Origin of the sequence: Achromobacter aegrifaciens (assembly GCF_902859735.1) — a bacterium.
GTDB lineage: Bacteria > Pseudomonadota > Gammaproteobacteria > Burkholderiales > Burkholderiaceae_B > Achromobacter > Achromobacter aegrifaciens.
In genome coordinates this window covers 13,819-27,690 of sequence record NZ_CADIJY010000024.1, presented here as the reverse complement: position 1 = coordinate 27,690, position 13,872 = coordinate 13,819, and the positions used below count along the sequence as shown (strand labels likewise).

Sequence of the window (13,872 nt, the reverse complement as noted above, 5' to 3'; positions counted from 1 at the left end):
GCAAGGCACCCGAAACCTCCAAACGATGTAGGAGAAGGCTTAGGACATCCGTCGAATGTGCGGGGCTAGGAAAAGAGAGTGGAATGTCGCAACCCGTTACGCATCGGGCTCACTCCAAGCAACGAAGTCATTCACAAGTGGATTTGCCATGACGACATTTTTCGGAACGTTGAGCCGAGGCATAGCAGCTATCGCGCTCGTGTCCTCGCTGGGCGCTTGCGCCTTGTCTCCCGGTATGACCTTTGACGCCAATCAACTTGCGGATCCGCTGGATCCGAACTCCAAGGCTGTAATCAAGGAAATCACGCCGTCGCTGGTGCTTGAAGACCAGCGCGCGCGCCAGGCATTGCTCGACAACGAAGGCGTCGACAAGCTCTACGGCAAGTCCGGGCCGTACCTGATCGGGCCCGGAGACATCCTCTCGATCGTAGTGTGGGATCACCCTGAACTCGTCCTTCCGACGCAAACCTACGCCATCGGGACTGGGGTAACGGAACTAGCCATTGGAGACACCGCCTCGGGCATTCCGGGCTATACGGTTTCATCCACTGGATATATCCAATTTCCCTATGCGGGATTGCTGAAAGTGGCCGGGTTGACGGAACTTCAGGCGCGCAATCTCATAGTGAATAGTTCGAGCAAGTACATCCAGGATCCGCAGATCACCGTACGCGTTCTGGGATATCGCAGCAAGCGTGTTTACGTCGATGGCGAAGTGAAGACGCCGGGCGCAATCGCGATCAACGATATCCCGATGACCCTGTTGGAAGCGATCAACAGGGCCGGAGGCATTCTGCCCACGGGCGATCGCAGCGCAGTCTACGTGATCCGTGACGGACGCCGTACTCGCGTGAACGTGCCTGCGCTGATCGAGCGTGGCCAAGACCTGAACCAGGTGCTGCTGAAGTCCGGCGACATCGTCAGGGTCACGCCGCGCGATGACAGCAAGGTGTTCGTGATGGGCGAGGTGACCTTGCCCACCGCGGCAGTGATGCGTGACGGACGCATGTCGTTGACCGAGGCGCTGGGCTTGGCCGGAGGACCGAACCAGCTGACCTCGAATCCGTCGCAAATATTCGTTGTGCGCAGCACTGAGCAAGCGACGCCGCTGGTGTTCCACCTGAACGCCGGATCGCCGCAGACTCTTGCGGTGGCGGAGAAGTTCGAGTTGCAACCCAAAGACGTGGTGTTCGTGGATACGGCGGCCCTGGTGCGGTGGAACCGCTTCATCAGCAATCTGTTCCCGAGCGCCCAGACCGTACAGACCGTGAAGTCCATAGATTAGTCCGCCTTAAACCACGCCTGGGGACGCCGCGACCGCGGCGGCGTCTTCTCTTGGAGAGCTGCATGTCGTTGCCCATCGAATCGTTCGAGCCGTCCGTGCCGGCTCGCCAGCAGGAAACTCCGTTGTCGTCCCATGTGGACGCCATCTTCTCCAACCGGTGGATGATCATCGCGATCACTCTGCTTGCATTACTGGGGGCGCTTACCTATGTGATGATCACGCCCAAGGTGTACTCGGCCGACATCATCGTGCAGGTGGAAGAGGAAATGCCGCAGGGGCAGAGCCGCAGCCTGCTCGGCGATGTGTCCTCCATGTTCGATACCAAGGCGGAGACCTCGGGCGAAATGGAAGTGCTGCGTTCGCGCATGGTGGTTGGACCCGCAGTCGACAAGTTCCTGCTGTACATCCAGGCCAAGCCGCGCTATTTCCCCGTGATCGGCGAATGGCTGGCGCAGCGCTACGAAAGCCTGCCGTATCCGTCGAGCCTGCCGCGCGGCGGTTATGCATGGGGCGGCGAAGCCATCGCGATCTCGCAGCTGGACGTGCCCAACGAATGGCTGGGCAAGCCCTTTCGCGTGACCACGCTGGGCGAAGGGCGCTACACGCTGAGCGACAAGTTCACGGGCGCGACCTTCAACGGCACCGTGGGCAAGCCCGAGCATTTCCGGCTGCCTGGCGGCGGCGCGATGGACGTGCATATCGACGCGCTGACGGGACGCCCCGGGACCGAGTTCACGGTGTCGCGCAGCTCGCGCCTTGCAGCCATCGAGGATGTGCAGGCGCGCCTGGGGATCTTCGAGCGCGGCCGCACGTCGGGGGTGATCGGCGTCACGCTGGAAGGCAATGATCCCGCGCTGACGACTGCCGTGCTCAACCAGATCGGCCAGGAGTACGTGCAGCAGAACGTGAACCGCAAGTCGGCGCAGGCCGAGAAGTCGCTGGTATTCCTTGAACAGCAGCTGCCGGTGCTCAAGGGCGAGCTGGACGCGGCCGAGACCAAGTACAACTCCCTGCGCAACAAGCGCGGCACCATCGACCTGAGCGAAGAAGCCAAGCTGATCCTTGCGCAATCGGTGGATGCGCAGACCAAGGTTATGGAACTGCGCTCCAAGCGCCAGGAGATGATCACCCGCTTCGCGCCAACCCACCCCAGCATCGTGGCGCTGGACCGCCAGATCGCCGGGCTGACCGGGGACGTCAACCGCATCGGCAACAACATCCGCCAGTTGCCTGACCTGGAGCAGGACGTGGTGCGCCTGGTGCGCGACGTGCGCGTCAACACCGAGCTCTACACGGCATTGCTCAACAACGCCCAGCAGCTGCGCCTGATCCGCGCCGGCAAGGTGGGCAACGTGCGCATCCTGGACTCGGCGGTGCAGCCGGACAAGCCGGTGCGTCCCAAGGCCGCCATCATCATCGGCGTGGCGACCGCCTTCGGCCTGATCTTCGGCATGCTGTGCGCGTTCGTGCGCAATGCGCTGTTCGGCGGACTGTCGGAACCCGACGACGTCGAACGCCATACCGGCCTGCCGGTGTTGGCCGCCATTCCCTATAGCGACATGCAGGACAAGCTGTGGCGGCGCAGCCGGCGCAAGAACGCCAGCGTGCCTGCGCTGCTGGCGCAGAGCCAGGGCAACGCGCCGCCCATCGAAAGCCTGAGGTCGTTCCGCAACGTGCTGCAGGCGTCGCTGCGCCAGTCGGCCAACAACATGGTCATGTTCACCGGCCCCGTGGCAGGCGTGGGGAAGTCCTTCCTGTCGGCCAACTTCGCCTTCATCCAGGGCGGCGTGGGCAAGCGCGTGCTGCTGATCGACGCTGACTTCCGCAAGGGCCAGCTCAACCGCTACTTTGGCGTGCCCAAGGAAGACGGCCTGTTCGAAGTGCTGTCGGGCACGATACCGCTGACCCAGGTCCGCAAGCACAGCGTGTCCGAGGGCGTGGACTTCATCGCCACCGGCGCGGTCACCTTCGACCCGTCCGAGTTGCTGGCCTCGCCGGTGTTCGGCGAAACCCTGCGCGAACTGGCCTCGCAGTACGACATGGTGATCCTGGACACGGCGCCCGTGCTGTCGTCTCCGGACGCGGCCGTGGTCGGCACGCATGCGGCGGCGGTGATGGTGGTGGTGCGTTCGGGCATGAACACCGTGGGCGAGATCCGCGAGACGGCCAAGCGCCTGATCCAGGCGGGCGCGCCGGTGGACGGCGTGCTCTTCAACGGCCTCAAGCTCCTGCCGGAACGCTTCGGCTTCCGGTCCAAGTACGGCAGTTACCGCTACTCCCGTGCGGCGTATTACGGCGATTTCAAACAGAACGGCCCTAAATAACGCCACCCGGAGAAACTGGCATGCACGGAACTTTTGGCTGGGACACGCCGCAAATTCTGGATGCGGTTTTCAAGGCTTATGACATACGCGGCACGGTGCCGGAAGAAATCGATGCGAGGTTCGCGCACAGCCTGGGGATGGCGGCGGGAACCCAGGCCCGCGAACAGGGGGCGCGGTCCATCGTGGTGGGGAGGGACGGCAGGCTGAGCAGCGTCGAGCTGGCGGCCGCCTTGCAGGCGGGCCTGCGCTCGGCGGGCATGCACGTCATCGACATCGGTATGGCGACCACGCCGATGGTGTACTTCGCGACGCGCCTGATGGACACGGGCGCGGGCATCGCGGTCACGGGCAGCCACAACCCGCCCGCGCACAACGGCTTCAAGATCGTGCTGGACGGCGCCTCGCTATATGGCGAAGGCATCACCGCGCTGCGCGATGCGATGCGCCTGCCCATCGAATCGGCCAGCGCCTCGGGCGGACGCACGCAGATGCAGATCATGCCGTGCTACACGGCGCGCCTGATGGGCGATATCCGCATGGCGCGTCCGATGAAGATCGCCATCGATTGCGGCAACGGCGTGGCGGGCGCCGCGGCGCCGGCGCTGTTCCGCGCCCTGGGCTGCGAAGTGGTCGAGCTGTTCTGCGAGGTCGACGGCTCGTTCCCGGGCCATCACCCGGATCCGGCCGATCCGCAGAACCTGCAGGACCTGATCTATTGCCTGCGCTATTCCGACTGCGAGGTCGGCCTGGCGTTCGACGGCGACGGCGACCGGCTCGGCGTGGTGACCAAGACGGGGCAGATCATCTGGCCCGATCGCCAGCTGATCCTGTTCGCGCGCGACGTGCTGTCGCGCAATCCGGGCGCCGAGATCCTCTATGACGTCAAGTGCAGCCGCCACGTGGCGCGCGCCATCACCGAGGCGGGCGGCAAGGCCACCATGTGGAAGACGGGGCACTCGCTGATCAAGGCCAAGATGCGCGAGACCGGCGCGCTGCTGGCCGGCGAGATGAGCGGCCACATCTTTTTCAAGGAGCGCTGGTACGGCTTTGACGACGGCATCTACGCCGCCGCCCGGCTGCTGGAGATCCTGTCCGGCGCGCCGGATCCCTCGGCCCTGCTGGAAAGCCTGCCGCAGTCCTGCGCTACGCCCGAAATCAAGCTGGAAACCGCCGAAGGTGAGCAGTTCGACCTGGTGGAAGCGCTGCGTGCGCAGGGACGGTTTCCCGGCGCGCAGTCCATCAACGACCTGGACGGCATCAGGGTGGATTACGCCGACGGCTTCGGCCTGGCGCGTCCGTCCAACACCACGCCGACGGTGGTATTGCGTTTTGAAGGGGACACCGTGGCCGCATTGGCCCGTATCGAGGAGGATTTCCGCAACGCGTTCCGACGCATTGCCCCTCATGTTCGTTTACCGTTTTAAGGAGCATCACGCGATGGGAAAGGCCAAGTATGCGATTGAGGCGCTAAGGGCGAATTCGGGCCTGGCGGACAGCCCGGAGTGGCAGGCGTTCGCGCAGGCCGCGCACGGCGCGGAATTGGACGGCGCGGCGCTGAAGGTCATCGAGGCGGCGGGTCTTTGCGTGGACCTGAGCATGCAACGGCAGTCGCCGGCGCTGGAAGCGGCGGCCATGTCGCTGCTGCAGGCGCGCGGCGTGGCGGATGCGCGCCAGGCATTGTTCGCGGGCGAGCCGGTCAACTGGACCGAAGGCAAACCGGCATGGCATACGGCGCTGCGCGCCGGGCGCACGCGGGAACAGCCTGACGGCCAGGACGCTGACTCCGTCTGCGAGCATTCGCGCATGACGGACTTCGTGCGGCGGGTGGACCAGACGGCCGATTTCAACACGGTGCTGCATATCGGCATCGGCGGCAGCGATTGGGGACCGCGCCTGGCGGTCCAGGCGTTTGGCGGGGCGCAGCAGCGCCGTCAGATCCGCTTCGTGTCCAACATCGACGGACACGCGTTCCATGATGCGGTGGCCGGGCTGGACCCGCGCCGCTGCTTGGTGGTGGTGTCTTCCAAGTCCTTCACCACCGCCGAGACGCTGCACAACGCGCGCGCGGCCATCGCCTGGCTCAAGCAGGGCGGCGTGGCCGACGTGTCGGAACATCTGGCCGCGGTCACCGCCAACGTGTCGGCGGCGCGCGCGCTGGGCGTGCCGTCCAGCCAGATCTTCAAGATGTGCGACTGGGTGGGCGGGCGCTATTCGGTCTGGTCGGTCGCCGGCCTGTCGATCGCGCTGACGGTCGGCGCCGACGTGCTGATCGGCATGCGGGCGGGCGCCGAGGCCATGGACCAGCATTTCCAGCAAGCGCCGTTCGCCTCGAATGCGCCGATCCAGCTGGCGCTGGCGGGCCTGGTCAACTGCAGCGTGCTGGGCCACAACTCGCTGAACATCGCGGCCTACAGCGCGCGGCTGCTGCACCTGGTCACCTATCTGCAGCAGCTGGAAATGGAATCGCTGGGCAAACGGGTCGCGGGCGACGGCGCGGCGGTCGGCGTGCCGACGGCTCCCATCATCTGGGGCATGCCGGGCACCGATGGCCAGCACACCTTCTTCCAGTGGCTGCATCAAAGCGAAGAGGGCGCGCCGGTGGACTTCATCGCCAGTCTGCAAGGCCATGCGGATAGTCCCGATGCGCACCGCATGCTGCTGGCCAACTGCCTGGCGCAGCGCCAGGCGTTACTGCGCGGCAAATGCCTGGAGCAGGCGCTGATGGACGTGGCGCACATCGACGACCAGGAGCGTGCGCTGAGCCTGGCGCAGCACATGGTCCATCCGGGCGGGCGCCCTTCGACCCTGATCGTGTTGCGCCAGCTGGATCCTCGCGGCCTGGGCGCGCTGCTGGCGTTGTACGAGCACAAGGTGTTCGTGCAGAGCGTGGTCTGGGGCATCAATCCCTTCGACCAGTGGGGCGTGGAACTGGGCAAGCGCCTGGCCACCGGCATCGAGCGCGAGCTGGCGGTGCCGGTGTCGGCCGGCGTGGTGGACTGGGGCCACGACGCGTCCACCTCGTACTGGATCGACCGCTACCGCAGCCATGCGCAGGCGCCGCGGCCGCGCCATGCCTGGGTGCCGGGCGTGGCGGCGCATCTGTGAGGGAGACCATGCCGGATCTGCATGTGTTGGTGACGGGCGGCGCCGGCTATATCGGCACGCACACGCTGGTCGCGATGTTGGCGGCGGGCCAGCGGCCGCTGGTGCTGGATAACTTCAGCAACGGCAGCCGCGAGGCCGTGCGCCGCGTCGAGCGCCTCTGCGGCGTGGAGATTCCTCTGGTGGAAGGGGACATCCGCAGCCCTGGACTGGTCGAATCGGTGCTGGCCGAGACGGCAGCGCGCGGCGCGCCGGTGCAGGCGGTGCTGCATCTGGCCGGCAGCAAAGCGGTGGGCGAGTCGGTTGCCGATCCGCTCAAGTACTACGACAACAACGTCGGCGGCTCGGTGACGCTACTGCGCGCCATGCGCGAGGCGGGCGTGACGCGCATGGTGTTCAGTTCTTCGGCCACAGTCTACGGCGAGCCCCGCTACCTGCCGCTGACCGAGGCGCATCCGCTGGCGCCAACCAACCCCTACGGCCGCACCAAGCTGATGGTGGAGGAAGCGCTGCGCGATGTCTGCACGGCCGATCCCGCGTTCAGCGCGGTGACGTTGCGCTACTTCAATCCCATCGGCGCGCATCCGAGCGGCCAGATCGGGGAAAGTCCGCGCGACATTCCGAACAACCTGTTCCCGTACATCACCCAGGTGGCGGTAGGTCGCCAGCCTTTCCTGCGGGTGTTCGGCGACGACTACGAGACGGCCGACGGCACCGGCGTGCGCGACTATCTGCACGTAATGGACCTGGCGCAGGGGCATGTGCAGGCGCTGGCCTATTCGGAGCGCCACCCCGGATTCGTGGCGGTCAACCTGGGTACCGGGCAGGGCACCAGCGTGCTGGAGCTGGTGCATGCGTTCGAACGGGTCAACGGCTGCCGCATTCCCGTGCAGGCGCAGGCCAGGCGTCCCGGCGACGTCGAAAAGATGTGGACCGATCCCACGCTGGCGGCTTCCTTGTTCGGCTGGCATAGCACGCATGACGTGGATGCGATGTGCGCGGACGGCTGGCGCTGGCAGCAGGGCAACCCTCAGGGCTACGACCTCGGCACAGGGACATAACCCCTGCGCCGTATCGGATGGATTCCTCGAAACCGGCGCGAGCGGTTACAGTTGACGGAAATATTGCGAAGCAGCATTGCCCGGCGGCCTGGCCGCCGCGGCCGTGCACCGTCAACGAGGCGCACCCATGTTTGAATTCAATCCCTCTACCGGCCTCCTGCAGGAGCTGCAGTCATGAGCGGGCCGACCTACAGCGCGCCGGCCCACTGGAACCTGGACAGCATCGTGTCCGGCCTGCGCGAAGCGCGCGTGGCCTGGCGCGGTCCCCGCGGCCGCCTGCGCGAAGACGCCGGCCTGCGCGAATTCCCGTCGCAGGAAAGCCTGCGCCAGATCGTCAAGGATCTCTGTGGCGCGCTGTTCCCGATGCGCCTGGGTCCCATCGACCTGCGCGAAGAGGTCGAGGACTTCTACGTCGGCCATACCATCGGCGCGGCGCTGGACGCGCTGCTGCACCAGGTCTGTCTTGAATTGCAGTACGTGGGCCGGCCCGAACAGACCGAGCCCGCGGATGCGCGCCAGCGCGCCATCGAGATCGTGCGCCAGTTCGGCGCGGAGCTGCCGCGCGTGCGCGCCGCGCTGGACCTGGACGTGACCGCCGCCTATCAGGGCGACCCGGCCGCGCACAATGTGGACGAGGTCCTGCTGTGCTATCCGGGCGTGGCGGCGATGATCCACCACCGTCTGGCCAATGTGCTGTACCGCCTGGGCGCGCCGATGCTGGCGCGCATCGTGGCGGAAATCGCGCATGCGGATACGGGCATAGACATCCACCCGGGCGCGACCATTGGCCGCAGCTTCTTCATCGACCACGGCACCGGCGTCGTGATCGGCGAGACCGCCATCATCGGCGACCGCGTGCGCCTCTATCAGATGGTCACGCTGGGCGCCAAGCGCTTCCCGCCGGGTGAAAACGGCGAACTCAAGAAAGGCCTGGCGCGTCACCCCTTGATCGAGGACGACGTGGTGATCTACGCTGGCGCGACGATTCTCGGCCGCGTCACCATCGGCAAGGGTTCGACCATCGGCGGCAACGTCTGGCTGACCCGCAGCGTGCCGCCGGGCAGCAACGTGACCCAGGCCAGCCTGGTCAGCGACATGCCCGACTGCGGCCTGGGCGGCTGAGCAGCTTGAGGCCGCAGCCTTTCGCGCAGCGGCCGCCTTTTCGCGCGGGCGCCGATGCGCGCCCGCGTAACGGCCGGCCCTGAGGAGCCTGGATGGACACACGAGTCTCTGATCTGGCCGCGCTGCGCGGCTTTGTCGACCGCCACCCGCGGCTGTTTGTGCTGACGGGGGCGGGCGTCAGCACCGATTCCGGCATCCCCGACTACCGCGACACCGAAGGCGAATGGAAGCGCAAGCCGCCCATGACGCTGCAGACCTTCATGGGCGGCGAACTGGCGCGGGCGCGCTATTGGGCGCGCAGCATGGTGGGCTGGCGCCGTTTCGGCCATGTGCAGCCCAATGCCTCGCACCGGGCGCTGGCGCGGCTGGAATCGCGCGGCCGCGTCTCGGTGCTGGTGACGCAGAACGTCGACGGCCTGCACGAGGCCGCCGGCAGCCGCGACGTCGTCGACTTGCACGGCCGGCTGGACGAGGTGCGTTGCATGGCCTGCGACTGGCGCGGCGGCCGCCAGGCATGGCAAGAGGCGTTGCAGGACGGCAACCCGGAATGGACGCTGCTGGATGCCACGGATGCGCCTGACGGCGACGCCGACCTGGAAGGCGAGGACTTTGCGCAATTTCAGGTGCCGCCCTGTCCGCGCTGCCGCGGCATCGTCAAGCCGGACGTGGTCTTTTTTGGTGAAACCGTGCCGCGCGAACGCGTGGACCGCGCCAACGCCGGCCTCATGAACGCCGACGCGGTGCTGGTGGTGGGGTCATCGTTGATGGTGTATTCCGGCTACCGCTTCGTCAGCGCCGCGTCGCGCAACGGCATGCCGGTAGCTGCCATCAACCTGGGGCGCACCCGCGCCGACAGCATGCTGACGCTGAAAGTGGAACTGCCTTGCGCCGTGGCACTGGACGCGCTGTAACACACCCCGGGGCCGGCCGGTTTTTGACCGGTCTAAGCAAGTACTTGCCCTGCAAAGGTTTTTTTCGGCTGTTACAGACCTTTCCATAGGGTTGTCCACAGGAACTGGGGATAACTCCTAGGGATAACCCCGAGTTTTCGACCTTTTTCGAGCAGCGTTTGTCAAGTCTCGGCGGCGTCCGCCATGTCCCCCATTAGCGCCTTGCGGGCCGCGTGCCAGCTGCCGGCGTCCGGCGCATACAGCAGGCCGCCGGTGCGATGCGTGGGCTTGTAGGGCGAACCGTCGAAGTGGGCCGCGTAGCCGCCGGCTTCGCGGTGCAGCAGCCAGCCGGCTGCGTGGTCCCAGGCCGTCAATTGGTTGTAGAACGCGATGTGGCAGTGCCCGGCGGCCAGCATGCGGTACTCATGCGCGGCGCAACGCAGCGAGGCGGTGCTGCCCAGGCGCGACAGGTTGCTGTTGACGGTGGTACGCATCGGTTCGGGCAGGGCGCCGGTCGAGATCAGGCCGTCCATGTCTTCGGGCGGCGCGGGGCTGGCCACCGCGAGCTGGGCCTGCTTGCCGTTTTCATATTCCATCCAGGCGCCTTCGCCGCGCACGGCGAGCGCGCTGTCGCGGCTGACCGGGTCGTAGATGACGCCCGCGATCACGTCGCCGCGATGGCAGGCGGCGATCATCATGCCGAAGAGAGGCAGGCCCGCGACGTAGTTGCGGGTGCCGTCGATGGGGTCGATCAGGAAGGCCAGGTCGGCGTCGACCAGCATGTTCAGCAGCGCGGGATTGCGGGCCGAGGCCTCTTCGCCGATCAGCACGGCGCCCGGATGCAGCTTGGCCAGGCGCGCGGCGATCAGGCGTTCGGCGGCTTCGTCCGCGTCGGTCACGAGGTCGCGGGCGGAGCTTTTGCCGCGCACAGCGCCTTCCGGCAGATTGCGAAAGCGCGGCATGACTTCCGTCTGCGCGGTTTCGGCCAGGATGGCGGCAAGCCGGCGAGTGTCCTCGCGGGTGAAGGTTCTGCTCATACGGACTCGTTCGGTCAGGGAACGCGCAAATCTACCATGCCGGACGCGGGGCGGGATGCCACATATCGGACTCCCGGAAACCCGCGCGCCGAATGCGTGCGGCCCCCGCCGGCAGAAGCCGGCGGGGGCCGCGGCGCGCAAGGGGCCGTCAGGCGCCCAGGTCCACGCAGAGGTACTTGATCTCCAGGTACTCTTCGATGCCGTACTTCGAGCCTTCGCGGCCCAGGCCGGATTGCTTGACGCCGCCGAACGGGCCGACTTCATTGGAGATGATGCCGGTGTTGATGCCGACGATGCCGTACTCCAGCGCTTCGGACACGCGCCAGATGCGGGCGTAGTCGCGGGTGAAGAAGTAGGCGGCCAGGCCGAAGATGGTGTCGTTGGCCATGCCGATGACTTCCGCTTCGGTTTCGAAGCGGAACAGCGGGGCCACCGGGCCGAAGGTTTCCTCGGTCGCGAAGCGCATCGACTGGGTCACGTCGCGCACCACGGTCGGTTCGAAGAAGGTGCCGCCCAGCGCGTGGGGCTTGCCGCCGGCGATGACCTTGGCGCCGTGCGCGGTCGCGTCGGCGATGTGCTCCTGTACCTTTTCCACGGCGCTGCTGTCGATCAGCGGACCCTGGGTCACGCCGTCGGCGAAGCCGTCGCCGACCTTCATGGCTTCGACCTTGGCGACCAGGCGCTTGGCGATTTCTTCGTACACGCCGGCCTGCACGTAGATGCGGTTGGCGCAGACGCAGGTCTGGCCGGCATTGCGGTACTTGGAAGCCAGGATGCCGTCGACCGCGCGGTCCAGGTCGGCGTCGTCGAACACGATGAAGGGCGCGTTGCCGCCCAGCTCCAGCGACAGCTTCTTGATGGTGGGCGCGCATTGCTCCATCAGCGTGCGGCCGACTTCGGTGGAGCCGGTGAAGCTCAGCTTGCGCACCACGTCGCTTTCGCACAGGGCCGCGCCGATTTCGCGCGAGCTGCCGGTGATGACATGGAACACGCCAGCGGGCACGCCGGCTTCTTCAGCCAGCACGGCCAGTGCCAGCGCGGTCAGCGGGGTCTGTTGCGCGGGCTTGACCACCATGGTGCAGCCGGCGGCCAGGGCCGGGCCGACCTTGCGGGTGATCATGGCGGCCGGGAAGTTCCACGGCGTGATGGCGGCGGTGACGCCGATGGGCTGCTTGAGCGCCATCAGGCGCTGGCCGGCCTTGGGGCTTTGCAGGATGTCGCCGTCGATGCGCTTGGCTTCTTCGCCGAACCACTCCAGGAACGAGGCGGCATAGGCGATTTCGCCGGCGGCTTCGGTCACGGGCTTGCCCTGTTCGGACGTCATGATGGCGGCCAGGTCCTGCTGGTTCTGCATCATGAGCTGGGCCCACTTCAGCAGGATCGCGGCGCGTTCCTTGCCGGTCTTGGCGCTCCAGGCGGGCAGGGCGGCCTCGGCGCTGGCGATGGCTTGTTCGGCTTCCTTGCGGCCCAGCTTGGGCACGGACACGATAGTCTTGCCGGTGGAGGGATTGTCCACGGGGATGGACGGGCCGTTGCCGGCGGCTACCCACTTGCCGTCGATGTAGCAGGCGTCGCGCAGCAGATCGGGGCGCGCCAGGGGATGGGTCAGTGCGGTCATTGTTGGAGTCTCCTTGAAGGGAAGCGGTGGGCCAGGAAACGCTTGCGGGCGTGGCGGCAGATCCGCTACGCCCGCAAAACTTGTGCCTGCCCGCCGGAATACCGGTAGTTCAGGTCCTGTGCGTCAGGCGGCGAGCGCCTCGGACAGGATGGCCAGCGCGCGATCGAACTGGGCGTCGGGGATGGTCAAGGGGTACAGGAAGCGCAGGACGTTGCCGTACACACCGCAGCTTAGCAAAATCAGGCCCTTTTCGATGGCGCGGGCTTGCACACGCTTGACCGCTTCCGCGTCCGGCTTGCCGGTGGCGGGATCGTTCAGTTCCAGGGCGACCATGGAGCCCAGGCCGCGCACGTCGGCGATGCCCGGCACCTTGGCGCGCAGGCCTTCCAGGTGCGCGCGCAGCTTGTCGCCCAGGGTGACGGCGCGTTCGCACAGCTTTTCCTCGGCGATCACGTCCAGCACGGCATGCGCCGCGGCGACCGCCAGCGGGTTGCCGGCGTAGGTGCCGCCCAGGCCGCCGGCCGCAGGCGCGTCCATGACGTCGGCGCGGCCGACCACGCCCGAGATCGGGAAGCCGCCGCCCAGGCTCTTGGCCATGGTGATCAGGTCGGCCTGGGCGGAGTGGTGTTCCATGGCGAACAGCTTGCCGGTGCGGCCGAAGCCGGTCTGGACTTCGTCGGCGATCAGCAGGATGCCGTGTTCGTCGCAGATCTTGCGCAGCGCCGTCATCAGTTCCGGCGGGGTGATGTTGAAGCCGCCTTCGCCCTGGACAGGTTCCAGAATGATGGCCGCGACGCGCTTGGGATCGATGTCGCACTTGAACAGCAGGTCCAGCCCCTTGAGCGAGTCCGCCACGGTGATGGACTGGGTGGCGTTGGGGAAGGGCACGTGATAGATGTCGCCCGGCATCGGACCGAACGACAGCTTGTACGGGGCGACCTTGCCGGTCAGCGCCATGCCCAGCATGGTGCGGCCGTGGAACGAACCCGAGAAGGCGATGACGCCCGAGCGGCCGGTGGCCGAGCGCGCGATCTTGATGGCGTTTTCGACGGCTTCGACGCCGGTGGTGAAGAAGGCGCTCTTCTTCAGGCCGTCGATGGGGGCGAGGCGGTTGATGCGCTCGGCCAGCGAGACATAGCCTTCGTACGGCACGATCTGGTAGGCCGTGTGCGTGAAGTTGTCCAGCTGCGCGGAGACCGCGGCCTTGATCTTCGGGTGCAGGTGGCCCGTGTTCAGGACGGCGATGCCGCCTGCGAAATCGATATATTCCTTGCCATTGGCGTCCCACAGGGTGGCGTTTTCGGCGCGCACCGCGTAGAAGTCGCACATGACGCCGACGCCGCGGGGCGTGGCCAGGGAACGGCGGGTATTCAGGTCCTGATTCTTCATCTCAGCCTCTGCGAGCATGATGGGGCGGGAAAACCTTATTTAAT

General features: G+C 66.6%; 10 protein-coding genes. 7 read left to right on the top strand and 3 right to left on the bottom strand.

Annotation, left to right across the window (positions count from 1 at the left end):
- Positions 1 to 148 precede the first annotated feature (148 nt).
- From HV766_RS29795 to HV766_RS29765, 7 genes are all read left to right on the top strand, one after another.
- The gene (locus HV766_RS29795; protein WP_054453063.1) at positions 149 to 1,285 is read left to right on the top strand and encodes a polysaccharide biosynthesis/export family protein; all 1,137 of its coding nucleotides are present in this window, start codon (positions 149 to 151) and stop codon (positions 1,283 to 1,285) included.
- Positions 1,286 to 1,347: 62 nt separating this feature from the next.
- A complete protein-coding gene (locus HV766_RS29790) occupies positions 1,348 to 3,609 on the top strand; it encodes a GNVR domain-containing protein (protein WP_054453060.1) in 2,262 nt (753 codons plus the stop codon).
- A gap of 20 nt (positions 3,610 to 3,629) precedes the next feature.
- A complete protein-coding gene (locus HV766_RS29785; RefSeq protein WP_175182352.1) occupies positions 3,630 to 5,033 on the top strand; it encodes a phosphomannomutase/phosphoglucomutase in 1,404 nt (467 codons plus the stop codon).
- A gap of 13 nt (positions 5,034 to 5,046) precedes the next feature.
- Complete coding sequence (pgi, locus tag HV766_RS29780; protein WP_054453056.1) at positions 5,047 to 6,714, top strand: glucose-6-phosphate isomerase; 1,668 nt, start codon at positions 5,047 to 5,049, stop codon at positions 6,712 to 6,714.
- 8 nt (positions 6,715 to 6,722) lie between these two features.
- Positions 6,723 to 7,772 (top strand): UDP-glucose 4-epimerase GalE, encoded by a 1,050-nt coding sequence (gene galE, locus HV766_RS29775; RefSeq protein ID WP_119450026.1) that lies wholly within the window; start codon positions 6,723 to 6,725, stop codon positions 7,770 to 7,772.
- Positions 7,773 to 7,946: 174 nt separating this feature from the next.
- Entirely contained in the window at positions 7,947 to 8,894 is a 948-nt protein-coding gene (epsC, locus tag HV766_RS29770; RefSeq protein WP_054453050.1) for a serine O-acetyltransferase EpsC, read from the top strand.
- Between the two features lie 92 nt (positions 8,895 to 8,986).
- Positions 8,987 to 9,805, top strand: coding sequence for an NAD-dependent protein deacetylase (locus HV766_RS29765; protein WP_119450025.1), 819 nt, complete (start codon positions 8,987 to 8,989; stop codon positions 9,803 to 9,805).
- A 161-nt stretch (positions 9,806 to 9,966) separates the two neighbouring features.
- Here the strand turns inward: HV766_RS29765 and HV766_RS29760 are convergent, their stop codons facing one another.
- The 3 genes from HV766_RS29760 to HV766_RS29750 all read right to left on the bottom strand — a co-directional run bounded on the left by HV766_RS29760 (position 9,967) and on the right by HV766_RS29750 (position 13,828).
- On the bottom strand, positions 9,967 to 10,821 hold the full coding sequence (locus tag HV766_RS29760; protein WP_059372208.1) for an inositol monophosphatase family protein: 855 nt from the start codon (positions 10,819 to 10,821) through the stop codon (positions 9,967 to 9,969).
- Between the two features lie 148 nt (positions 10,822 to 10,969).
- Positions 10,970 to 12,439 (bottom strand): NAD-dependent succinate-semialdehyde dehydrogenase, encoded by a 1,470-nt coding sequence (locus HV766_RS29755; protein WP_054453045.1) that lies wholly within the window; start codon positions 12,437 to 12,439, stop codon positions 10,970 to 10,972.
- Positions 12,440 to 12,562: 123 nt separating this feature from the next.
- A complete protein-coding gene (locus HV766_RS29750) occupies positions 12,563 to 13,828 on the bottom strand; it encodes a 4-aminobutyrate--2-oxoglutarate transaminase (RefSeq protein ID WP_175182351.1) in 1,266 nt (421 codons plus the stop codon).
- Between the last annotated feature and the right edge of the window lie 44 nt (positions 13,829 to 13,872).